Source organism: Cupriavidus ulmosensis, from assembly GCF_977008105.1.
Genome location: NZ_CDRMWP010000002.1, coordinates 1,416,254 through 1,437,288, shown reverse-complemented (window position 1 = coordinate 1,437,288; position 21,035 = coordinate 1,416,254). Strand labels below are relative to the sequence as shown.

Sequence of the window (21,035 nt, the reverse complement as noted above, 5' to 3'; positions counted from 1 at the left end):
GGCGCCACCACCAAGGAGCACACATGCATATCGCCTTCATCGGCCTCGGCAACATGGGCGCGCCGATGGCCCGCAACCTGCTCAAGGCGGGCCACGGCCTGACCGTGTTCGACCTCAACCCCACCGCGCTCGCCTCGCTGCGGGCCGACGGCGCAACGGTGGCGCAGTCGGCGCGCGAGGCCGCCGCCACGGCGGACTTCGTCATCACCATGCTGCCCGCCGCGGCCCACGTGCGCGCGGCCTACCTGGACCAGGACGGCGTGCTGGCCGGCGTGCGGCCGGGCGTGCCGCTGGTGGATTCGAGCACCATCGACCCGGCCACCATCTGGGCGCTGGCGGTGGAAGCCGGCAAGCGCGGCAACCCGATGGCCGACGCGCCGGTCTCGGGCGGCACCGGCGGCGCGCAGGCCGGCACGCTGACCTTCATGGTGGGCGCGCCGCCCGACCTGTTCGAGCGCATCCGGCCGGTGCTGGCCGGCATGGGCCGCAACGTGGTGAGCTGCGGCGACACCGGCACCGGGCAGGTCGCCAAGATCTGCAACAACCTGATCCTCGGCATCTCGATGATCGGCGTGTCGGAGGCGATGGCGCTGGGCGTGCGGCTGGGCATCGACGCCAACGTGCTGGCGGGCATCGTCAACACCTCCACCGGGCGCTGCTGGGCGGCCGATACCTGCAACCCGTACCCGGGCGTGATCGAGACCGCGCCGGCCTCGCGCGGTTATACCGGCGGCTTCGGCGCGGACCTGATGCTCAAGGACCTCGGCCTGGCCGCCGACGCGGCGCGCGGCGTGCGCCAGCCGCTGTTCCTCGGCGCGCTGGCGCAGCAGGTCTACCAGGCCATGAGCCAGGCCGGCGACGGCCAGCTCGACTTCTCCGGCGTGATCCGCCGCTACCTGGACACGGAGCGCGCGGCATGATCGAGCACGTCATCGACGGGCACGTGGCCCGCCTCACCCTCAAGCGCCCGCCCGCCAACGCCTTCACCGCCGAGGGGCTGGAACAGCTGCGCGCGCTGGTCGGCGCGCTCGATGCCGACGCGCGCGTGCGCGCCATCGTCATCACCGGCGACGGCGGCAAGTTCTTCAGCGCCGGCGCCGACCTCAACGGCTTCGCCGAGGGCGACCGCGCCCATGCACGGATGATGGCGCAGCGCTTCGGCGCCGCCTTCGGGGCGCTGCAGAACGCGCGGGCGCTGGTGATCGCCGCCATCAACGGCTATGCGATGGGCGGCGGGCTGGAATGCGCGCTGGCGTGCGACGTGCGCATCGTCGAGGAGCAGGCGCAGATGGCGCTGCCCGAAGCCGGCGTGGGCCTGCTGCCGTGCGGCTGCGGCACGCAGACGCTGCCGTGGCTGGTCGGCGAAGGCTGGGCCAAGCGCATGATTCTCACCGGCGAGCGCGTCGATGCCGCCACCGCGCTGCGCATCGGCCTGGTCGAGGAAGTGGTGCCCGCCGGGCAGGCGCTCGACGCGGCGCTCAGGCTGGCCGGGCGCGCCTGCAACGTCAGCCCGCGCGCGGCCGCCTACAGCAAGCAGCTGGTCCACCTGGCGCGCCAGGGCGTGCCGCGCGGCCCCGCGCTGGCGCTGGAGCGCGAGCGCTTCGTCGACCTGTTCGACGGCGAGGACCAGCGCGAGGGCGTCAACGCCTTCCTGCAAAAACGCGCGCCGCAATGGCGCAATGCCTGAGGAACACGCCATGCGCCTGAACCCGGACGACGCCGGCAGCGCCGCGCAAGCGGCGGCCGAAGTGCGCTTCGAAGAGATCAACGGCGTGGGCGTGGCCACGCTGGACCGCCCGCGCCAGCTCAACGCCCTGTCCTACCCCATGATCGGCGCGCTCGACGCGCGGCTGGCGGCCTGGGCCACGCAGCCGGACATCCGCGCGGTGCTGCTGCGCGGCGCCGGCGGCAAGGCCTTCTGCGCCGGCGGCGACATCCGCGCGCTGTACGACAGTTTCCACGCCGGCACGCCGCTGCACCGCCAGTTCTTCGTCGACGAATACCGGCTGGACTACCGCCTGCACCGCTATCCCAAGCCGGTGGTGGCGCTGATGGACGGCATCGTGATGGGCGGCGGCATGGGCCTGGCGCAGGCCGCGCGCTTGCGCGTGGTCACGGAGCGCGCGCGCGTGGCCATGCCCGAGACCGGCATCGGCCTGGTGCCGGACGTGGGGGCGAGCTTCTTCCTCGGCCGGCTGCCGCTGGCGCTGTCGCTCTACGTGGGGCTGACCGGCGCGACGCTGGGCGCGGCCGACGCGCTGCTGTGCGGGCTGGCCGATATCGCCGTGCCGGCCGCGCGCCTGGACGACCTGGACCAGACCCTGGCCGCCATCCGCTGGAGCGGCGACCCGCTGGCCGACCTGCGCGCGGCCTTGCAGCCGCCCGCCGATGCCGCGGCAGCCACGGCCGGGCAGGCGCCGTTGCAGCCGGTGCTGCCCGCCGTGCGCAGGCACTTCCATGCCGACGCCGGCGTGGCCGGCCTGTTCGCCTCGCTGGCGGCGGAAACCGATCCGCGCTACGCGCAGTGGGCCGCCGACACGCTCGGCATCCTGCGCAAGCGCTCGCCGCTGATGACGGCGGTCACGCGCGCGCTGCTGCTGCGCGGCCGGGAGCTCGACCTGGCAAGCTGCTTCCGCATGGAGCTCGGCGTGGTCTCGCGCGCGTTCACGCAGGGCGATTTCATCGAGGGCGTGCGCGCGCTGATCGTGGACAAGGACAACGCGCCGCGCTGGCGCGCGCAGGCGCCGGAGGCGGTCGGCGAGGCCACGGTGCAGTCCTTCTTCGACAGCCCGTGGCCGCCCGCGGCCCATCCGCTGGCGGCGCTGGGGTAAAGCGCCCCGCCGCCTACGCGCCGCCGGCTTTGCCGCGGCGGCGCAACTGCCGGACCGCGCTGCTGGAGCCGATCGCGCGCGCGGCGGCGACCACCTGCGGCCCCAGCCCGGCGCACGCGTCCTCGAACGACCAGCGGCTCGACGGCGCCGACACGTTCACCGCGCCGAGCGGCTGCCCGCTCGGCCCGAGGATAGCCGCGCTGACCGTGATGTCGCCGGTGTAGTACTCGCCGTTGGTCGAGGCGAAGCCGTCCTCGCGCGCCTGCGCGACCGCGCTGCGGATCTCGGCGATGCGCGTCAGCGTGGTGGGCGTGTAGGCCACCCGCTCGCTCTGCTCGAGGATCTCGGTCACTTCCTTCGGATCCAGGTGCGACATGATGGCGCGCCCGCCGGCCGTGCAGTACATGGGGATGCGCATGCCGAGCGGCATGTTGACGAACATCTCCTTGTGCGTGGGAAAGCGCGAGATGTACGTCATGTGCAGGCCGTCGCGCTCGGACAGCGTGGTGGTTTCCTCGCAGGTGCGCACCAGCGCGTGGAGATACGGCGTGGCCGAGTTCAGCAGCGCGCTGGTCTGCAGGTAGCGCAGCCCCACTTCGAGCGTGCGCGGCGCCAGCGCGTATTCCTTGGTGAGCGGGTCCTTCTTGAGGTAGCCGACCGCCAGCAGCGTATGCGTGAAGCGCTGGATCGCGCTCTTGGTCATGCCGGTGGCGTCGGCCAGCTCCGCCAGGTTCATCGACGGCTTGCCTTCCCAGAAGGCGGTCAGCACGTTCAGGCCGCGGGCGAGCGAGGTGACGAACAGGCGCGATGCCTCGGGCGACTCGTCCGGGCTGTTTGGGTCTGTCATGGCAGGCTTGGCTGACAAGGAAAACTCCGCATGTTAATGGATACGCCGCCGGCGGACTGCTAGCCGTGCAGGATCTGGCCGAGGAATTCGCGCGCGCGCGCCGTGGCGGGCGCGCGGAAGAAGTCCTCCGGCGCCGCCGATTCGACCACGCGCCCCTTGTCCATGAAGATCACGCGGTCGCCGACCTGCCGCGCGAAACCCATCTCGTGCGTGACGCAGATCATGGTCATGCCGTCGTCGGCCAGCGAGATCATGGTGTCCAGCACTTCCTTGACCATCTCCGGGTCGAGCGCCGACGTGGGCTCGTCGAACAGCATGATCCGCGGTTCCATGCACAGGCTGCGCGCGATCGCCACGCGCTGCTTTTGCCCGCCGGACAACTGGCCCGGATACTTGGCCGCGTGCTGCGGAATCTTGACGCGCTCCAGGTAGCGCATCGCGCGCGCCTCGGCCTCGCGCCGGGGCACCTTCCTCACCATCATCGGCGCGAGCGTGCAGTTCTCCAGCACGCTCAGGTGCGGGAACAGGTTGAAATGCTGGAACACCATGCCGACCTCGGCGCGGATGCGCTCGATGTTGCCCATGCCCGCGCTCATGGCCATGCCGTCGACCACGATCTCGCCTTCCTGGTGTTCCTCCAGCCGGTTGATCAGGCGGATGGTGGTGGACTTGCCCGAGCCCGACGGCCCGCACAGGATCACCTTCTCGCCGGCGCGCACCTGCAGCGACACGTCGTCGAGCACCTTGAAGTCGCCGTACCACTTGGAGACGTTGGTCATGCGGATGATCTCGTTGCCGGCATCCGCGCCGGCCTGCGTCGTGTTCATGTCGGTTCGCCTCATGCCTTGGACAGATGATCGTGGCCGGCCGCGCCGTCCCAGTAGCCGGGCACCGCAAGGCGCCGCTCGCCCCAGCGGAACGCGCCGGACACCACGCTGCACAGCAGGAAATAGACCGCGCCCACGAGGCTGTACACCAGCAGCGACTTGAAGGTCGCGCCGGCCAGCATCTCGCCCGCGCGCATCAGCTCGTAGACGCTGATCACGGCCACCAGCGAGCTTTCCTTGACCAGCACCAGCGCATAGTTGCCCAGCGCCGGGAAGATCATGCGGCCGGCCTGCGGCAGGATCACCGCGCGCAGCCGCTGCAGCCGGGTCAGGCCGAGCGCGCGCGCCGCCTCGTACTGGCCCGCGTCGACGGACTGGATGCCGCCGCGGAACAGTTCCGCCAGGTAGGCGGACAGATTGATGGTCAGCCCGATCACGCCGGCCACGAAGCCGGGCAGCACGATGCCGATCTCGGGCATGCCGTAGTAGATGAAGAACAGTTGCACCAGCAGCGGCGTGCCGCGGATGATTTCGATGTAGCCCTTGGCCACGCCGCGCACCAGCCCGTTGGAGGACATGCGGCAGAAACACACGACAAGGCCCAGCGCCACCGCGAGGAAAGCGGTGGGGAAAAACAGGGCGATCGTCGCGCTCGCACCCTCGGCGAGCGGGAACAGGTACATCTTCAGGGTGGCCAGGTCCACGGTCGAACTCCAGTCGATTCAAAAAACCCGGGACGGCCCGCGCGCGGGCGCCCCGGCATGCCTGCTACTTGGCGGCGACGTTGCCGGACAGCCCGCCGATGCCCCAGCGGCCGAGAATGGCTTCGATCTCGCCGCTCTTTTCCATGTCCTGCAGCGCGGCGTTGACCGCGGCCAGCAGCGCGGCGTTGTCCTTCTGCACCGCCATGCCGACCAGCCAGCGCTTGACCGGCTTGTAGCTGTCGTCGAGACGCACGCCGGGAATGCCCTTGGACTTGATCTGGTACGCGATGCTGGGCGGATCGACGATGCCCAGGTCGACGCGGCCGACGCGCACGTCGGTCAGCAGCGTGGGGTAGTCCTGGTAGGTCGAGACCTGCGTGCCCGGCAGGTCCTTCATCATGGCGAACTGCACGCTGTCGACCAGCGCGCCGACCTTGGCGCCCTTGAGGTCGTCGAAGCGGGTGTACTTCCTGGCGGCCTTGTCGCTGACCACCACGCCCTCGCCCCAGCCGTAGATCGGCGTGGAGAACGACACCGCCTTGGCGCGTTCCTCGGTGATGAACAGCGGCGCGGACATCAGGTCGGCGCGGCCCGAGGTCAGCGTGGGAATCAGGCCGGCGAACGGCACGTCGCTAAGCTTGACTTCCACGCCCAGGCGCTTGCCCACGCCCTGCGCGACCTCGACCATCACGCCCTTGAGCGTGCCGCTGGCGGGGTCCATGAAGCCGTGCGGCGGGCTGGCCGCGGTGGTGACGATGTTGATGGTCTTGCTGGCCTTGATCTCGTCCAGCGTGCGGGCCTGCGCGAGGCCCGACCAGGCGGCGGCGCACAGCGCGACGGCGGTGATGGCTGCGGTCAGTTTCATGTCGTTTCTCCGGGTGGTGCGATGGGGGATGGCGGAACAGATCGGCAAAAATCAGCGGCAAAAAATCAGCGCATCAGGTGCGCGAAGCGCTGCGGAAACACGCGCACCGTCTCCGCGGCGAGGCAGAGGAACTCCTGCATCACGGTGGCGGCGAGGAAGGCCGTCATGCCGCCCACGTCGTGCGGCGGCGAGACGGTGTTGACGTCGAAGGCGACGAAGTTCAGCCCGCGCAGCGCGCGCAGCAGGCTCAGCCCCTCGCGCGCGGTCAGGCCGCCCCACTCGGGCGTGCACACGCCGGGCGCGCAGGACGGGTCGAACAGGTCCATGTCGAAGCACAGGTAGACCGGGCGGTCGCCCACCTGCTCGCGGATGCGCACCAGCACCTCTTCCTGGCGCGGCGCGAACTCGCCGAACGGCACCACGTTGTAGCCCACCGAGCGGCCGAACGGGATCACGCCCGGCATGAAGGTGAGGCCGCGCGTGCCCACGTGGAAGCTGTTGGCGGGGTCGACCAGCTTCTCCTCGGCCGCGCGCGTGAAGGTGGTGGCAGTGTTGTAGCCGCCGATGTCGTAGGTGTCGGTGTGCGAATCGAAATGCAGCACCACGAGGTCCGGATGGTGGCGCGCCACGGCGCGCATCTGCGGCAGGCTGACCGCGCCGTCGCCGCCCATCGTGACCGTCATCGCGCCGGTGCGCTGCACCTGCTCGATGGCCGCCTCGATCTGCGGGAACGAGGCTTCGACATCGCCCGGCGTGCACGCCACGTTGCCCAGGTCGGTCAGGCGCAGGAAGTCGAACGCGTTGTCGGTCTCGCCGGCGGGCGCCACGTCGTAGGGGCGCAGCAGGCGCGCCTGCTCGCGGATGGCGTCCGGGCCCTGCCGCGCGCCGATGCGGAACGCATGCGAGCCGCAATCGAACGGAATGCCGATGACCGTGGCCAGCGGCGGCAGCGCCGGGCGCTCGCGCGCCGCGGGTGCATTCATGAACGGCAGGGCCGGGGTGAACAGCGGGGAACCTCTTTGCATGCGGGCCTCTCAGGCGTGGGGGCCGGCGCCCGGTGCGGCGCGGCCTGTGATCTTGCACTCGAATCTTGCACTCTCTTCATATCGCACTGCGATACGATTAGATTGCAGTTTCAGTCGCAACATTTATGCCACCCGGCGCGCACGCACGCCTATCGGCGTTTTTACCTAGGAAGGACGGGGCTTTGCGCGGGCGGCGGGCCGCCGCCGTGCGCTGCCGGCCGCGTGTGACGGACCGGCAGGAATGCACCGCCAGAAGGCATGCGCGCACGGCGATGGTGCCGGAGCGTGCGCGAAGAAGAGGAGGAAGAAGAGAAAGAGGAAAGGGAAAGTGAAGCCGAGGCCGGCGCCGGCAAGTCCGAATTCGCCTGCGGCGCCGACGGTTCGCGCCCCCCGCCCATGCAATGGGAGAGGGGCGAACACAAGCGGCAAGCTGACTCTGCCGCCGGCCCGGAGCCGGCAACTGCCGACCCGGCCCGTTCCGGCCCGCTCCGGCCTAAGTGCGCGCCTTGGCCGCGTGGCCGTGCGCCGCGTGCTCGTCCACGGGTACCTTGACCAGCCCGTCGGCGCGGAACATCGCCTTGATGCCGCGCACGGCCTGGCGGATGCGCCCTTCGTTCTCGATCAGCGCGAAGCGCACGTACTCGTCGCCATAGTCGCCGAAGCCGATGCCCGGCGACACGCAGACCTTGGCCTTGGCCAGCAGCTGCTTGGAGAACTCCAGCGAGCCGAGCGCGCGGTACGGCTCGGGAATGCGCGCCCAGATGTACATCGCCGCCTTGGGAATCTCCACCGGCCAGCCGGACTCGATCAGCCCGCGCGCCAGCACGTCGCGGCGCGCCTGGTAGTGCGCGGCGATTTCTTTCACGCACTGCTGGTCGCCTTCGAGCGCGGCGATGGCCGCCACCTGCAGCGGCGTGAAGGTGCCGTAGTCGTGATAGCTCTTGATGCGCGTGAGCGCCGCCACCAACTCCGGGTTGCCGACCATGAAGCCGATGCGCCAGCCCGCCATGTTGTAGCTCTTGGACAGCGTGAAGAACTCCACCGCGATGTCCTTGGCGCCCGGCACCTGCATGATCGACGGCGCTTTCCAGCCGTCGAACACGATGTCGGCGTAGGCCAGGTCGTGCACCACGAAGATGTCGTGCTTGCGCGCCAGCGCGATCACGCGCTCGAAGAAGTCCAGCTCCACGCATTGCGCGGTGGGGTTCGACGGGAAGCCCAGCACGATCATCTTCGGCTTCGGGTAACTGCCGCGGATGGCGCGCTCCAGCTCGGCGAAGAAGTCCACGCCCGGCACCAGCGGCACCGAGCGGATGTCGGCGCCGGCGATCACCGCGCCATAGATGTGGATGGGATAACTCGGGTCCGGCACCAGCACGGTGTCGCCGCGGTCCAGCGTGGCCAGCATCAGGTGCGCCAGGCCTTCCTTGGAACCGATGGTGACGATGGCCTCGGTGTCCGGGTCGATCTCCACGCCGTAGCGCTCGCGATACCAGTGCGAGATGGCGCGGCGCAGGCGCGGAATGCCCTTGGAAGCCGAGTAGCCGTGGGTGTCGGGCCGCTGCGCGGCCTCCGTGAGCTTGGCGACGATGTGCGGCGGCGTGGCGCCGTCCGGGTTGCCCATGCTCATGTCGATGATGTCTTCGCCACGGCGGCGCGCCGCCATTTTCAGCTCGGCGGTGATATTGAAGACGTACGGGGGGAGACGATCGATGCGCGCGAAACGGCGCTTGCCTGCGGAGGCGGACATGTTTTTCCTTGAACGTAAGCGCCCGGAACCGTCCGAGCGACGCTGCCGGCCGTTGTTTGCGGCCGAACGGGAAAGATCTTAGCGGCGAACCCGCGCGGCGTCCAAGGATTTTCGCAACGCGGCAGCACGCATCCGCATGCGGCGCATGCCGCGGCTAGCGCGCGGCCAGCTCGTCGACTTTGCGCACCTCGCGCACCTCGCGCACCTTGCGCACCACCGCGTCGTCCGGCCCCAGCAGGCGGCCGTCGGCGGCGCGCACCTCGAGCGGCGGCACCGGCTGGCCGTCCGCGGTATCCACCAGCACGGAATGCGCCTCGCCGGACGCGTAGAAAAAGGCCTCGCCCCACTGGCGCAGCCCCACCACCACCGGGAACAGCGCGCGGCCGCGCGGCGTCAGCACGTATTCCTGGTAGGCGCTGCCGTCGGAGGCCGGCGCCTGCTCCAGGATGCCGTGCGCGAGCAGCGTGCGCAGCCGGTCGGCCAGGATGTTCCTGGCCAGCCCGAGGTTGCGCTGGAATTCGCTGAAGCGGCGCAGGCCGTCGAAGGCGTCGCGCACGATCAGCAGCGACCACCAGTCGCCGATCGCGTCGAGCGAACGCGCCACCGGACACTCGGCACCTTCCAGGCTGGTTCGCCGCACCATCGCGCCACTCCTTTCACACGCCGCCGGTGCCGCGCCGCGGGATGCGGCGCGCGGCGTGGCCCGCCTCAGACGATGGCGGCTCCCGCGGCGAAGCGGTTGCATTGTAAAACCGCGCGGCGCCCCGGACAACCCGCCGCGTCAGTCGTCGATCGTCTCGTGCACGGCGGCCGCGCCCGCCTTCCAGTAGCTCGACGCGCGGATGCGGCTCTTGTCGATGCCGCGCTCGCTCACCAGGTACTGGCGCACCGCGCGGATCGCCGCGCCCTCCCCGGCGGCCCAGACGTAGCCTTCGCCGCGCGGCAGCGTGATGGCGCGCAGCGCCCGCTCGAGCAGCGTGGCGTCGCCGGCCGGCGCGCCGTCGCGGTGCTGCCAGCGGACCTCGACGCTGGCGCGGCTCGGCAGCGGGATCTCGGCCGCGGCGTTGTCCACCGCCACCACCACCAGCGCCTGCGCGCCGGCCGGCAGTTCTTCCAGGCGCCGGCCGATGGCGGGCAGCGCGGTTTCGTCGCCCACCAGCAGGTGCCAGTCGAAGCCGTCGGGAATCACGAAGGAGCCGCGCGGCCCGCCCACGCCCAGGTACTGGCCCGGCGCGGCCTGCGCCGCCCAGGTCGAGGCGGGGCCGTCGCCGTGCAGCACGAACTCCAGGTCGAGCTCGCCGGCCACGGGGTCATGGCGGCGCGGCGTGTAGTCGCGCGCGGCCGGCCGCGGCGCGCCTTCGGCGAACACCGGGCCGTTGGGGCCGACTTCCGGCAACGCCGGCCTGGGCTGCCCGGGCGCGGGGAAGAACACCTTGACGTGATCGTCGAAGGAAGCGGAAACGAAGTCCTTCAAGTCGTCGCCGGCCAGCGTCACGCGCAGCAGCTGCGGCGACACCTGCCGCGTGCGCACCACCTGCAGCAGGCGCATCTTGAGGGCATGGCGGACACGTTGAACGGTAAGGTCTCGGGTGGTCATCGATATGGGGTCCGGTTGGTTGACGTCTGGCTGGTTCACGCCCGGCTGGCTGGCGTCCGGCTGGCTGACTTGCGTCATGCGCGCGATCAGCATTACGCGCCCGCCGCGCCGGGACCGGCCTCGATCTCCGCGGCGGCCCGCGCGAGGATGGCCGCGATGCGCCGCTGCTCGTCCGGCGCGGCATCCGTGCGCATCAGCAGCGCGCGCTTGAGCGCCATGCGCGCCTCGACGAACTCCGGCAGCCAGCCGCCGCGCGCCTCGGCATCGTCGGCGGGGTTGTCGCCGGGGTTGTCTCCCGAGCCCGACAGCGCGCGCCGCACCCACTCCATCTTGCGCGCCACGTGCTTGAGCTTGTTGAGCATCAGCGCCAGCCGCTCGCGGTTGGCATCCAGGTGCGCGCGGCCCGGCCCGGCAAGCTGGTAGCGCTTCTTGTTGCCCTCGCTGTCCACGGTGGCATAGCCGACCTCCTCGAGGAAGGTCAGCGCCGGATACACCATGCCCGGGCTGGGCTTGTAGAAACCGTTGGTGCGCGTCTCCAGTTCCTTGATGAGCTCGTAACCGTGGCTGGGCTTTTCCTCCAGCAGCGACAGCAGCAGCAGTTGCAGGTCGTCGGCGCTGAACTTGCGGCCGCGGCGCCAGGTATCGCCCTCGCCGTCGAAGCCGTCCCCGCCGCCGCCGAAGAAACCACCGGGCCCGCCGCCGTGGCGGTGGCGGCCGATGGCGTGGTGGCCAAAGAAACCCTCGGCATGCGAGGCGAAATGAGAAGACAGTCGGGCAAGCATGTGGTGGCCCATCAGGCCCTTCGAGAAGTGGTGACGCATGGCAGCGGCTCCTTGGTATCTGAAAACATATCTTAAGATATATATCGTAAGTAATAAAGTCAAGGAAGAAACCGCAGGGGAGACACATCGACCGCAAACGAGGCAACCGGCCGGACCGCAAGAGCAAGCATTCCGGATCAAAGGCAACGAGTTCATCGCCCCGAAGGACAAGCACCTGCCTTCCGTTACGTGCCACGAGAAAAAGCGGAAATTTCCTCACCCAAGTTTGGTACTCGTCCTATAACGGCGACGCCGACTCATCGCCTACGCTTCAGACACTTGCACCCGGCACTTCGAAGGCACGCCGAACTCATTGCACGTTGCCGCCGTCCCGGCTCCTCGTGCTCGTGCGTTGGATGTCCCGACCTGATCGCGCGTGGCCCTCTGCGAAAGCGTCATTCAGCACGCAGCAGGGGCACCCGTTCTCCCCCAAAAGACCGTGAAAGCTGTTTCGGGCCTATGGCTCGTCTTGCGCGAGTCGAAGCCAATTCTGACCGGCGTTGGACGCCTTCTTCAGGGAGAGAACGATGTTTGTCAACGTGGAACTGCGCAAGTACTTTGGACCCGGAGCGTTCGGCGGCTCGTTCATTTCCGAGAGCCTGGTGAGCGTCCTGCAGGAAGTGCAAGAGGCCTTCGACGGCGCGCGTCGCGACCCCTTGTTTCTCGGCGAGCTCTGGCGGTTAATGACAACCTTCGCTGGCCGGGAGACGCCATTGACCTATGCGGAAAGGCTATCCGAAAAATTTGGGCAGCATTTCTACCTGAAGCGCGAAGATCTGCTTCACGGTGGCGCCCACAAGACGAACAGCACGCTAGGGCAATTGCTTCTGGCAAAGCGGATGGGGAAGAGCCGCATCATCGCGGAAACGGGCGCCGGGCAACATGGCGTGGCAACGGCGATGACTGGCGCCAAGCTCGGCATGGCGGTGGAGGTATACATAGGCGCGCTCGACATCCAGCGCCAGCAGCAAAACGTCAAGCGCATGGAACTCTTCGGCGCCAGGGTACATCCGGTCGAAGCTGGCGGCGCAACGCTGAAGGATGCGATCAACGAGGCCATGCGGGATTGGATTACCAACGTGGGAAGCACCTATCACTGCTTTGGAACGGCAGCCGGACCGTACCCCTATCCCTCGATGATCAAGTATTTCCAATCTGTGATCGGCAAGGAAGCACGTAATCAACTGTTGTGCCTGGATCCCCGGCCCCCCTCGGCGGTCTTCGCCTGCATCGGTGGCGGCAGCAATGCGGTCGGGCTGTTCTCCGGATTCGAGCACGATACCGAGGTGGCGCTTTTTGGCGCGGAACCCGGCGGTATCGCAGACGGCACGGACAGGCACGCCGCAACGCTCACCAAAGGATCGGTAGGTGTCTTCCACGGGATGCGCTCGCTGTTCTTGCAGAATCAGGAAGGACAGATCACGAATACCCATTCCGTGGCGGCCGGACTCGATTACCCGGGCGTCGGCCCTGAACTCGTAGCGTTGCAGGAAACGGGACGCGCGTCGTTCGTGGCGATCAGCGATGCGGAAGCGCTCGATGCCTTCGAACAGTTGTCCCTTCTCGAAGGCATCATCCCGGCGTTCGAATCGGCCCATGCCCTCGCGCTGGCCATGAAGTGCTGCAAGGACTTTTCGCCAGGCAGCCGATTTGTGGTCTGCCTGTCCGGCCGCGGCGACAAAGACCTGGATCAATACTGGAACATCAGGGGGATCTGATCATGAATCGTTTTGCACGATTGTTCACTCGCCGGGATCGCCGGATGTTCGTCCCTTTCTTCACGCTGGGCGATCCCAATGCCATAGCAAGCTTCGATCTGATCTGCGCCGCGGTCGACGCCGGCGCCGACGCGGTGGAACTGGGATTCCCGTTCTCCGACCCCATCACCGACGGCCCGGTCAATCAGCGCTCGATGCGACGCGCCCTGGCAGCGGGCACCACCTATGCGACCTGCCTCGACATGCTCCAAAGGCTCAGGGAACGCTACCCGGCACTTCCCATCGGGCTGCTGCTCTACTACAACCTGCTCTTCATGCGCGGCGAGCGAGCATACAAGGAGCTGGCCGCGATCGGCGTCGACGCGGTGGTCTGCTCCGACCTGCCATTCGAGGAATGTGCCACGCACATGTGGCAACTGGCCGACAGCCGCATCGGCTGCATCCAGATGGTGGCGCCGAATACGCCGGTCGAGCGGGCGCGAAAGCTCATCGATAGCTCATCGGCATTCACCTACGTGATCAGCCGCTTCGGGACAACCGGCACGAGCGCCAGCTTCGAACAGCAGGCATTGGCCAGAATCGAACACCTCAGCAAGCTTGCAGACAAAGCCATCGTGGCCGGTTTCGGCATCAGCACGGTCGATCAGGTCCGCGACTTCTGGGCGGCAGGGGCAAATGGCGTGATCGTGGGCAGCCTGTTCAGTCTTCAGATCGAGCGTTGCCTGGCGGATGTTCCGGCCGCGCGCCAGTTCATCGAGGCATTCGTGGGACAGGTGCAGGCCGGAAAACCGCGCCTGGACTTTGCCGGGATCGTCTGACATCGGCATGCCCGCGCACCCGACTCAAGGAGACCCCGCCCGATGCGCAGCATAGATTGGTTCCGTCTGCTTGTACTCAGCGCTGTCTGGGGAGCCTCGTTCATCTTCATGCGCGTTCTGGCTCCCGTGCTTGGCCCGGTGGCGACCGCCGATCTGCGCGTTGCCATCGGCGGCATGGCATTGCTGGTCTACTTCGCGGTGATCCGTTTCAATCCCAACTGGACGACATACCGGCGTCAGTATCTCGTCATTGGGGCATTCAACGTCGGCTTGCCCTTTCTGCTCTTCTCCTATGCGGCGCAACATATCCCGGCGTCCTACTCGGCCATCATCAATGCCACCACGCCATTGTTCGGCGCGGTGTTTGCCGCGATCTGGCTGAAGGATCGCCTGACGAGAACCAAGGCGACAGGACTGCTGCTCGGCATGGCCGGCGTGGGCACCCTCACCAGCGGCGGCATGACAGCCGCCGCCTCGCCGGCGTTTGCCTGGGCGATCCTGGCGTGCCTGCTGGCTTCGGCTTCCTATGCCGGCGCCGGTATCTACATCAAGAAATTCGCCTCGGACGTCAACCCCATCGGGTCGGCAGGCTGCTCGCAACTGGTTGCCGCCGTTGGACTCCTTCCGTTCTGGGTCGCGGCACCGCCAAACGCGACCGTCGACACGGTCATCGTGTTCAACATGCTCTGCCTGGGACTGCTGAGCAGCGCGCTGGGCTTTGTCCTGTATTTCCGGCTGATCCGCGACATCGGCCCCGCGCGGGCCATGATGGTCGCGTTCCTGACGCCGCTCTTCGGCATCGTGTGGGGAATTGCCTTCCTAGGCGAGGCGCTGACGGCTCCGGTCATCATCGGAGGCGGGATGATCGTGGCTTCGACGATATTGATCCTGCGGCGAGGCATGGCAACACGACCGCAAGAAGCCCAAGCCGTGCCGAAAAGCGAAGCTGGCTAGTACAACAGCCCTCGGACAGTACCCGTAGCGCCTGCCGCTCAGATGCGCCTTTATCGCCACATAACGTGCCTTCGGATGGCCCCTCGCCCGCCTTCCACGCCGCGCAGCACAAATCCAGCCAGATCAGGAGAACATTCCATTGTTCTGCTGCCCTATCCTGCCCGCGAATGGGCCGGTGGCGAGCATTGCAGTTTTCCGCCGCAGCCCCCGCAAGCCGCGAGGGAAAAAATACCGGTCGCGAAGAAAAGCGCAAAAAGAAAGCCCCTGGCCGGGGTGGTCAGGGGCTCAAGGCAAGAGGCGGGTCGCGGGTTCCGCCCAAGGCCGGATCATAGAGCGCGAAGCGGGGTGCGCCATCACCTGATCGGGTGACATATCCCGTCATATTTGTCTTTTTTACACTTTTCGGCACTTGATGGCGAAGAAACTGCAAAGCGCGCCGCCACGGGCTCGCGCAAGGTGCGTGCGCCGGCGCCCCGCTCCGCCCGGTTGGTGGCGCGCGGCCTTGATCTGCCGCAAGTTTTCAGGTGGGTCCGACGCCAGTTTCTGCGGCTATCATTACCGGGTACCGCCGCAACGGCGGCGGTAGCGTGAATGCCGCCCGCGTGGCCGGCACGCCGCGGCCGGAGCGGCGCGCATGCTTTCGTGACGGGACGCGGCGGCGGGAGGTATGCCGAGGCTCTCGCCAGGCCGCGGCCAGTCCGATTCACAATCAAGTCACAACCGATTCGTAACCTCTGCACAAGGACCCGTCCATGACACTGCGCCAGTTGTTCCGCGCCTCGCTGGCATGCGCCCCGCTGCTGGCGCTGGCTCCGGCCTCGCCCGCGTTCGCGTACTTCGACAACTTCATCAACTCGACCGTGGTCGGCAAGATGAACCAGAAGGAATCCGCCTCGCTGGCCCAGCACGTGCGCAAGGTGCTCGACACCGGCGCCGACGGCGCCGCCGTGCCGTGGAACTACCCCGCCACGCGCGGGCGCCGCGCCATCGAGGGCTCGATCACGCCGCTGCGCACCAAGACCGACCAGGGCCAGTCCTGCCGCCAGCTGCGCACCCAGCTCCAGCGCGACGGCCTGGAGGACAACTGGACCAGCTGGTTCTGCAAGCAGGGCGACGGCAGCTGGAAATCGCGCAGGGTAAGCGACGACTGAACGCCGCCGGCCCGGCGGGCCGGCGGCGGCAACCATGCGGCCGGACACGGTCGCGAGCGAAGGAGATCCCATGCCAACCATGCAAGCAGCGGTATTCCTCGGACCCAACCGTATCGTGCTCCAGGAAAAGCCGATCCCCGACGTCGGCCCCTCCGACGCCCTGATACGCATCACCACCACCACCATCTGCGGCACCGACGTCCACATCCTCAAGGGCGAATACCCGGTGGCGCAGGGGCTCACGATCGGGCACGAGCCGGTCGGCATCATCGAGAAGCTGGGCAAGAACGTCACCGGCTACCACGAAGGCCAGCGCGTGATCGCCGGCGCGATCTGCCCGAGCTTCCATTCCTACGCATGCCAGGACGGCTGCTCCTCGCAGGACGGCCAGGGCCACGGGCACGGCTACAAGCCGATGGGCGGCTGGCGCTTCGGCAACACCATCGACGGCACCCAGGCCGAATACGTGCTGGTGCCCGACGCCCAGGCCAACCTCGCGCCGATCCCCGACACGCTCACCGACGAGCAGGTTCTGATGTGCCCCGACATCATGTCGACCGGCTTCGTCGGCGCGGAGAACGCCAACATCAAGATCGGCGACATGGTGGCCGTGTTCGCGCAGGGCCCGATCGGCCTGTGCGCCACGGCGGGCGCGCGGCTGCGCGGCGCCGGCCTGATCATCGCCATCGACGGCATCGACGAGCGCCTGGAGATCGCGCGCCGCATGGGCGCCGACGCCACCGTCAATTTCCGCAAGGTGGACGTGGTGGACGAAGTGCTGCGCATCACCGGCGGGCGCGGCGTGGACGCGGCCATCGAAGCGCTCGGCACGCAAGGCACGTTCGAGTCCGCGCTGCGCGTGCTCAAGCCCGGCGGCACGCTGTCGAGCCTGGGCGTGTATTCCAGCGACCTGCGCATCCCGCTCGACGCCTTCCATGCCGGCCTCGGCGACAACCGCATCATCACGTCGCTGTGCCCCGGCGGCAAGGAACGCATGCGCAGGCTGATGCGCATCATCGAATCCGACCGGCTCGACCTCGGGCCGCTGGTCACTCACCGCTACAAGCTCGGCCAGATCGAGCAGGCCTACGAACTGTTCGCGAATCAGCGCGACGGCGTGCTGAAGGTGGCGATCACGCCGTGACGGCGGCGGCGCCATGCCGCGCATGCCACACATGACACGCAGGCGCTGCCGGCCCATACCGCGGCACGGCAGCGCCCGCGCCCGTCAGGCCACGGCGAGCGGCTTGGGCAGGCGGATCATGACGAACTCGTTGGCGTCGACGCCGGAGGGCACGCGCGAGGGCGAGCCGCCCGGGTAGTTGTTGTCGTTGACCAGCAGCAGCGTGCGCGCGTCCACGATGGCGATCGCTTCGATGCACTCCATCGGGTAGGCGAACACGCCGTCGATGGTGTCGCTGGCGCCGAGCCTGGTCGGGTCGAGCAGCTGCATCAGGTCGGCCACTTCTTCCTTGACCAGGAAGCCGTCCGCGTCGACGCGGTCGAGGCTGATCTTGAAGATGCGCTTGAAGCGCGCCGCGTTGCGCCAGGTGTTCGACGCGGCGAACTTGCCGGTGCGCACGTCGCCGGCGCCGCTGTCCTTTTCCACCACCAGGAACTCGCGGTCGTTGACGGCGACCATGTCGTTGACCGAGTAGTACTCGGTCTCGAGGTTGCCGTCGCCGTTGAGGCGCTGGCCGCTGCCGACGCGGTAGCGGTAGCTGGTCTCGAAGTTGAGCGTGCCCAGGTTGAAGACGTTGATGATGCGGCTGCGCACGTCGTCGCCGGCCACTTCCTTCTCGTACATGCCGTACAGGCGCGTGCGGCTGGCGTTGATGGCCAGGCTTTCGAGGCCGCCGGAGCCGCCCAGGTTGGCCTGCGCGGTGGTACCGTTGGCGACGAGATAGGGATTGTTCGGGGTCTGCACCAGCGGGTTGGCGCCGAGCCGGCGCAGGTTGGGCATCTGCACTTCGCGCGCGAGCAGCCTGCCCTGCCTGTCGAACTTGAGCAGGAACGGGCCGAATTCATCGCCAATCCACAGGTTGCCGCTAGCGTCGAGCTGCATCGATTCGGGATCGATGTCGTAGCCGGTAAGCAGGCGGCCGTTGACGATGGCGCTGTCCACCGGGATGGTCTGGCCGGCCGGCGAGACCGAGGTGCCGGGATAGTTGGCCATGTCGGCCACGATCGGGTAGCCGATGCGGCGGTCGGGGTCGCTCAGGCGGATATAGCTCTCGGGAGTGAACGCGGCCAGCGGCGCGCCGGTCTGGAAGTGGACCGGGACCACCCTGCCGGCGGCCCAGTCGAACGACACCGCGTAGATGTGCAGCAGCGCGTCGGGCGAGGCGCCGCGGCCGCCGAAGCCGTTGTCCTGCAACGCGTAGAACGTGCCGGCCCTGGGGCCCGGGATGATGGCCGAGAAGCCTTGCATGGGCTGCCTGGCGTTGAACGGCAGCGCGTAGCGGTAGACGTTGGTGGCGCGGTCGTAGTCGCCGCCCGAGATGAACTGGCCGCTGGTGGGGCCGGCCACGAAGCTGTCGGCCGGCAGCACGGCGCGGCCGAGCAGCGTGGGCGCCTTGACTTCGGCCTCGGGCGTGACCGCGGGCGGGTTGGTGGCCGGCGGCACCGGCGCGCTGCCGGCGGCCGGCGGCGCATCGTCGCCGCCGCCGCAGCCGGCCAGCAGGGAGGTGGACACGCCCAGCATGGCGAGCGTGGTGGCGCCCAGGCCGCCGCGCAGCAGCTGGCGGCGCGTGGTGTCGGGCAATGCATGTTCGCGTGATTGGCTCATGGAGTCGCAACGATAGGAATGGGGAGTCGGAGGCGCGCGGCAAGCCGGCCCGCCCGCGCGGGCGGGCCGGTCCTGCGCGCCACGCCAGGCATCAGAACAGGGACGGCTCGGTGCTCAGGTCGGTGAGCTTGTTGGCCTTCAGGTCGATGACGAAGTGCTTGGTCGGCGCGCCGTTGGCGAGCTTGAGCAGGATCGCCATCAGCGGCTTGAAGCGGGCCTGGAACAGCGCCCCGGCGGTGTTGCTGTCCTTGACCTGGTCGCCGGTCATGGCGAGCGTGGCCGAGGTGGACTGCAGCGCCTGGGCCAGCAGCTTGTACTGGCGGGCGCGCGCTTCGGGGATGTCGGAGAACGCCAGGTCGCCGGCATTGGCCAGGCGCACGAAGTCGCCGGCCAGGTCGATCGCCTTCCAGTCGTTGAAGTCTTCGAGGCGCATGCCGTTGGCCTGGGCCAGCGCGCGGGCGCGGGCTTCGGCCGCGGCGTAGTCGGTGGCGTAGGCCGGGTTGGCCGCGTTGGTGCCGCCGCCGTCGGCCAGGCAGGCGAAGAAGGCGTTGGTCAGCAGGCCGTGGGTGCCGGTGTTGGCCAGTTCCTTGAGCGTGACGCTGGTCTGCAGCTGCGACAGCACCAGCAGGTCGGAGCCGTACAGCGGGCTCTTGACCAGCTCGCGCATCTCGCAGCGCCAGTCGTCCTTGAGCAGGCGCAGGCGCACCAGCTCGGCCATGTAGCGCGAGCTGAAGTCGGCGTAGTTCTTGGCGTCGAGGATGGAGAGGTTCCACAGCTCGCCGCCGCCCGGGATCATGAAGCCGTAGGTGGTGAAGTACTTGTGCTCGTCGCGGTAGTGCTCGAACAGCTCGTCGAAGCGCGGCACGTTGTCGATGCGCACGGTCTGCACCTCGAGCTTGTCGTCGGCCTGGATCGACATCAGCTTGTAGGCCGGCACGTAGGCCGCCATCGACGGCGCCTGGATGTTGAACAGCGCCTGGCCGCCGTCATAGTTGCGGATGGCGGTGTCGTTGAAGTGCATGTGGCCGCCCACGTGCACCTTGAGCCCGGTCTCGGCCAGCGCCTTGGTCACGTTCTCGGCGGGGCGGCGCACCATCTGCATCTTGCCCGCGCCCAGCAGCGCGATGATGTCGTCGGAGGCGCCGTTGAAGAACTCGCTCATCGGGAAATGGCTGAACGCCACCACCTGCTTGCCGGCGGCCTGGCCGCGCGCGACCACGTCCTTGAGCCAGGCGATCACGTGCTGCTTGTGGGTCAGCATGGCGTTGTAGCCGGCGTCGCCCGAGCCGTTGAAGTCGGCGGCGGTGGTGCCGGCGCCGGTGGGAATGTAGACGTTGGCGTCGATGCCGACCAGCCACACGCCATCCACCGGCTCGACCAGGTAGGTGGTGTCCGGCACGGTCTTGCACAGCGTGTAGCCGGCCTTCTTGTACGCGCCGCCGGTGCCTTCCTTGCAGATCTCGTACTGGCGGTTGGTCCACGCGGCCTGGTCCTTGGCGACCTGGAACGAGTAGCTCTTGGCGTCGTAGGTGCTGTACGGCGTCTCGAAATAGCGGAACTTGGCCTTGGGCATGAAGCCGTGCTGCTCCAGCGCCTGGGTCACGCCGGCGTAGCCCATTTCCAGCACTTCTTCCGTGCAGTAGGACCAGTTCTGCTTCGACCAGCTGCCCGCGTAGGGGTTGGAGCAGTCGCCGTTGCCGCCGCGGCTGTAGATCGGCTGCGGGAAGCCGACATCGCCGTGGTTCGGGTCGATGCCGAGGTAGTCGCTCTTGCCGCCGGCGCGCGCGAACGGCTTGTTGGGATCGTGGTTGCCCGGGGCGGCGAAGAACTCGATGCCGTATTTCTCGGCGTATTCGTCCAGCACCTTCTTCAGGCCGCGGATGTGCACCGGCTGGCCGTCGTCGGAGAAGTCGCCCGGCAGCGCGATCAGCTTGACGCCGCGCGCCACCGCGTCGTCCAGCGCGGCGATGAAGGCGAAGTAGTTCTCGTTGAACAGGCGCGTGGAGGTCATCTGCGCCTGCATCAGGCGGATGGTGGCGTTGCGGCCCGACTTCTGGTTCGGGATGCCCGGGAACGAGCCGTCCTGGAACGTGGCGTAGACATCGTGGAAATGGATGTCCGGCATGAAGGCGACCAGCGTCGGCGCCGGCTGGGCGGGCGCGGCCGGCGGCGGCGGCGTGGTGCCCGCGGGCGGCACGGTGGGCTGGCCGTTGTCGGTGTCGCTGCCGCAGGCGGCCAGGAAGGCGAACAGCGAGGCGGCCAGCAGCCTGGGCAGGCGGCGGGCGGGTCGGAAGACAGGCGGTGCGGTGGATGTCATGCGGCGGCTCGCAATGTGGTTT

Annotated in this window: 19 protein-coding genes; 8 read left to right on the top strand and 11 right to left on the bottom strand. The window is 68.4% G+C overall.

Going from position 1 to position 21,035, the window contains the following annotated elements; all coding sequences use genetic code 11:
• Positions 1-23: 23 nt before the first annotated feature.
• From mmsB to ACWTPI_RS26060, 3 genes are read left to right on the top strand one after another with little or no spacing between them, the layout of a single operon-like run.
• Positions 24-920, top strand: coding sequence for a 3-hydroxyisobutyrate dehydrogenase (gene mmsB / locus ACWTPI_RS26070; RefSeq protein WP_454733155.1), 897 nt, complete (start codon positions 24-26; stop codon positions 918-920).
• Positions 917-1,687: an enoyl-CoA hydratase gene (locus tag ACWTPI_RS26065; protein ID WP_020204953.1), complete on the top strand. Its 771-nt coding sequence runs from the start codon at positions 917-919 to the stop codon at positions 1,685-1,687. Before mmsB ends, ACWTPI_RS26065 begins: the two co-directional genes overlap by 4 nt.
• Before the next feature lie 10 nt (positions 1,688-1,697).
• Positions 1,698-2,831 carry an enoyl-CoA hydratase/isomerase family protein gene (locus ACWTPI_RS26060; RefSeq protein WP_454734020.1) on the top strand — a complete coding sequence of 378 codons (1,134 nt, stop codon included), beginning with the start codon at positions 1,698-1,700 and terminating at the stop codon, positions 2,829-2,831.
• 13 nt (positions 2,832-2,844) lie between these two features.
• Here ACWTPI_RS26060 and ACWTPI_RS26055 read toward each other — a convergent pair whose 3' ends face one another.
• The 9 genes from ACWTPI_RS26055 to ACWTPI_RS26015 form a co-directional block, all read right to left on the bottom strand.
• A complete protein-coding gene (locus ACWTPI_RS26055) occupies positions 2,845-3,678 on the bottom strand; it encodes an IclR family transcriptional regulator (RefSeq protein ID WP_454733154.1) in 834 nt (277 codons plus the stop codon).
• A gap of 59 nt (positions 3,679-3,737) precedes the next feature.
• Complete coding sequence (locus ACWTPI_RS26050; RefSeq protein ID WP_197090342.1) at positions 3,738-4,505, bottom strand: amino acid ABC transporter ATP-binding protein; 768 nt, start codon at positions 4,503-4,505, stop codon at positions 3,738-3,740.
• Between the two features lie 11 nt (positions 4,506-4,516).
• Positions 4,517-5,209 (bottom strand): amino acid ABC transporter permease, encoded by a 693-nt coding sequence (locus tag ACWTPI_RS26045; protein ID WP_020204958.1) that lies wholly within the window; start codon positions 5,207-5,209, stop codon positions 4,517-4,519.
• 64 nt (positions 5,210-5,273) lie between these two features.
• Positions 5,274-6,074, bottom strand: a complete 801-nt coding sequence (locus ACWTPI_RS26040) for an ABC transporter substrate-binding protein (protein ID WP_020204959.1) — start codon at positions 6,072-6,074, stop codon at positions 5,274-5,276.
• Positions 6,075-6,139: 65 nt separating this feature from the next.
• Complete coding sequence (locus tag ACWTPI_RS26035) at positions 6,140-7,057, bottom strand: arginase family protein (protein WP_020204960.1); 918 nt, start codon at positions 7,055-7,057, stop codon at positions 6,140-6,142.
• A gap of 535 nt (positions 7,058-7,592) precedes the next feature.
• The gene (alaC, locus tag ACWTPI_RS26030) at positions 7,593-8,849 is read right to left on the bottom strand and encodes an alanine transaminase (protein WP_020204961.1); all 1,257 of its coding nucleotides are present in this window, start codon (positions 8,847-8,849) and stop codon (positions 7,593-7,595) included.
• A 154-nt stretch (positions 8,850-9,003) separates the two neighbouring features.
• Positions 9,004-9,492 (bottom strand): winged helix-turn-helix transcriptional regulator, encoded by a 489-nt coding sequence (locus ACWTPI_RS26025; RefSeq protein WP_454733153.1) that lies wholly within the window; start codon positions 9,490-9,492, stop codon positions 9,004-9,006.
• A gap of 138 nt (positions 9,493-9,630) precedes the next feature.
• On the bottom strand, positions 9,631-10,446 hold the full coding sequence (locus ACWTPI_RS26020; RefSeq protein WP_059411892.1) for a siderophore-interacting protein: 816 nt from the start codon (positions 10,444-10,446) through the stop codon (positions 9,631-9,633).
• Between the two features lie 92 nt (positions 10,447-10,538).
• A complete protein-coding gene (locus ACWTPI_RS26015; protein WP_020204964.1) occupies positions 10,539-11,267 on the bottom strand; it encodes a PadR family transcriptional regulator in 729 nt (242 codons plus the stop codon).
• Positions 11,268-11,794: 527 nt separating this feature from the next.
• Here ACWTPI_RS26015 and trpB point away from each other — a divergent pair.
• The 5 genes from trpB (at position 11,795) to ACWTPI_RS25990 (ending at position 17,052) form a co-directional block, all read left to right on the top strand.
• Positions 11,795-12,985: a tryptophan synthase subunit beta gene (gene trpB, locus ACWTPI_RS26010; protein WP_454733152.1), complete on the top strand. Its 1,191-nt coding sequence runs from the start codon at positions 11,795-11,797 to the stop codon at positions 12,983-12,985.
• Positions 12,986-12,987: 2 nt separating this feature from the next.
• Entirely contained in the window at positions 12,988-13,803 is an 816-nt protein-coding gene (gene trpA, locus ACWTPI_RS26005) for a tryptophan synthase subunit alpha (RefSeq protein WP_454733151.1), read from the top strand.
• Positions 13,804-13,845: 42 nt separating this feature from the next.
• Positions 13,846-14,757 (top strand): DMT family transporter, encoded by a 912-nt coding sequence (locus tag ACWTPI_RS26000; protein ID WP_454733150.1) that lies wholly within the window; start codon positions 13,846-13,848, stop codon positions 14,755-14,757.
• 752 nt (positions 14,758-15,509) lie between these two features.
• Entirely contained in the window at positions 15,510-15,908 is a 399-nt protein-coding gene (locus tag ACWTPI_RS25995; protein WP_020204968.1) for an RT0821/Lpp0805 family surface protein, read from the top strand.
• A 70-nt stretch (positions 15,909-15,978) separates the two neighbouring features.
• The gene (locus ACWTPI_RS25990; protein WP_020204969.1) at positions 15,979-17,052 is read left to right on the top strand and encodes an NAD(P)-dependent alcohol dehydrogenase; all 1,074 of its coding nucleotides are present in this window, start codon (positions 15,979-15,981) and stop codon (positions 17,050-17,052) included.
• 84 nt (positions 17,053-17,136) lie between these two features.
• Here ACWTPI_RS25990 and ACWTPI_RS25985 read toward each other — a convergent pair whose 3' ends face one another.
• Together ACWTPI_RS25985 and ACWTPI_RS25980 are read right to left on the bottom strand one after the other, a co-directional pair.
• Positions 17,137-18,696 (bottom strand): esterase-like activity of phytase family protein, encoded by a 1,560-nt coding sequence (locus ACWTPI_RS25985; protein ID WP_454733149.1) that lies wholly within the window; start codon positions 18,694-18,696, stop codon positions 17,137-17,139.
• Between the two features lie 91 nt (positions 18,697-18,787).
• A complete protein-coding gene (locus ACWTPI_RS25980) occupies positions 18,788-21,013 on the bottom strand; it encodes a metallophosphoesterase (protein ID WP_454733148.1) in 2,226 nt (741 codons plus the stop codon).
• Positions 21,014-21,035: the final 22 nt, after the last annotated feature.

Bases quoted from the DNA above. Each gene is read 5' to 3' on its own strand.
- mmsB (WP_454733155.1), top strand. From the start codon at position 24: ATGCATATCGCCTTCATCGGCCTCGGCAACATGGGCGCGCCGATGGCC.
- ACWTPI_RS26065 (WP_020204953.1), top strand. From the start codon at position 917: ATGATCGAGCACGTCATCGACGGGCACGTGGCCCGCCTCACCCTCAAG.
- ACWTPI_RS26060 (WP_454734020.1), top strand. From the start codon at position 1,698: ATGCGCCTGAACCCGGACGACGCCGGCAGCGCCGCGCAAGCGGCGGCC.
- ACWTPI_RS26055 (WP_454733154.1), bottom strand. From the start codon at position 3,678: ATGACAGACCCAAACAGCCCGGACGAGTCGCCCGAGGCATCGCGCCTG.
- ACWTPI_RS26050 (WP_197090342.1), bottom strand. From the start codon at position 4,505: ATGAACACGACGCAGGCCGGCGCGGATGCCGGCAACGAGATCATCCGC.
- ACWTPI_RS26040 (WP_020204959.1), bottom strand. From the start codon at position 6,074: ATGAAACTGACCGCAGCCATCACCGCCGTCGCGCTGTGCGCCGCCGCC.
- ACWTPI_RS26035 (WP_020204960.1), bottom strand. From the start codon at position 7,057: ATGAATGCACCCGCGGCGCGCGAGCGCCCGGCGCTGCCGCCGCTGGCC.
- alaC (WP_020204961.1), bottom strand. From the start codon at position 8,849: ATGTCCGCCTCCGCAGGCAAGCGCCGTTTCGCGCGCATCGATCGTCTC.
- ACWTPI_RS26025 (WP_454733153.1), bottom strand. From the start codon at position 9,492: ATGGTGCGGCGAACCAGCCTGGAAGGTGCCGAGTGTCCGGTGGCGCGT.
- ACWTPI_RS26020 (WP_059411892.1), bottom strand. From the start codon at position 10,446: ATGACCACCCGAGACCTTACCGTTCAACGTGTCCGCCATGCCCTCAAG.
- ACWTPI_RS26015 (WP_020204964.1), bottom strand. From the start codon at position 11,267: ATGCGTCACCACTTCTCGAAGGGCCTGATGGGCCACCACATGCTTGCC.
- trpB (WP_454733152.1), top strand. From the start codon at position 11,795: ATGTTTGTCAACGTGGAACTGCGCAAGTACTTTGGACCCGGAGCGTTC.
- trpA (WP_454733151.1), top strand. From the start codon at position 12,988: ATGAATCGTTTTGCACGATTGTTCACTCGCCGGGATCGCCGGATGTTC.
- ACWTPI_RS26000 (WP_454733150.1), top strand. From the start codon at position 13,846: ATGCGCAGCATAGATTGGTTCCGTCTGCTTGTACTCAGCGCTGTCTGG.
- ACWTPI_RS25995 (WP_020204968.1), top strand. From the start codon at position 15,510: ATGACACTGCGCCAGTTGTTCCGCGCCTCGCTGGCATGCGCCCCGCTG.
- ACWTPI_RS25990 (WP_020204969.1), top strand. From the start codon at position 15,979: ATGCCAACCATGCAAGCAGCGGTATTCCTCGGACCCAACCGTATCGTG.
- ACWTPI_RS25985 (WP_454733149.1), bottom strand. From the start codon at position 18,696: ATGAGCCAATCACGCGAACATGCATTGCCCGACACCACGCGCCGCCAG.
- ACWTPI_RS25980 (WP_454733148.1), bottom strand. From the start codon at position 21,013: ATGACATCCACCGCACCGCCTGTCTTCCGACCCGCCCGCCGCCTGCCC.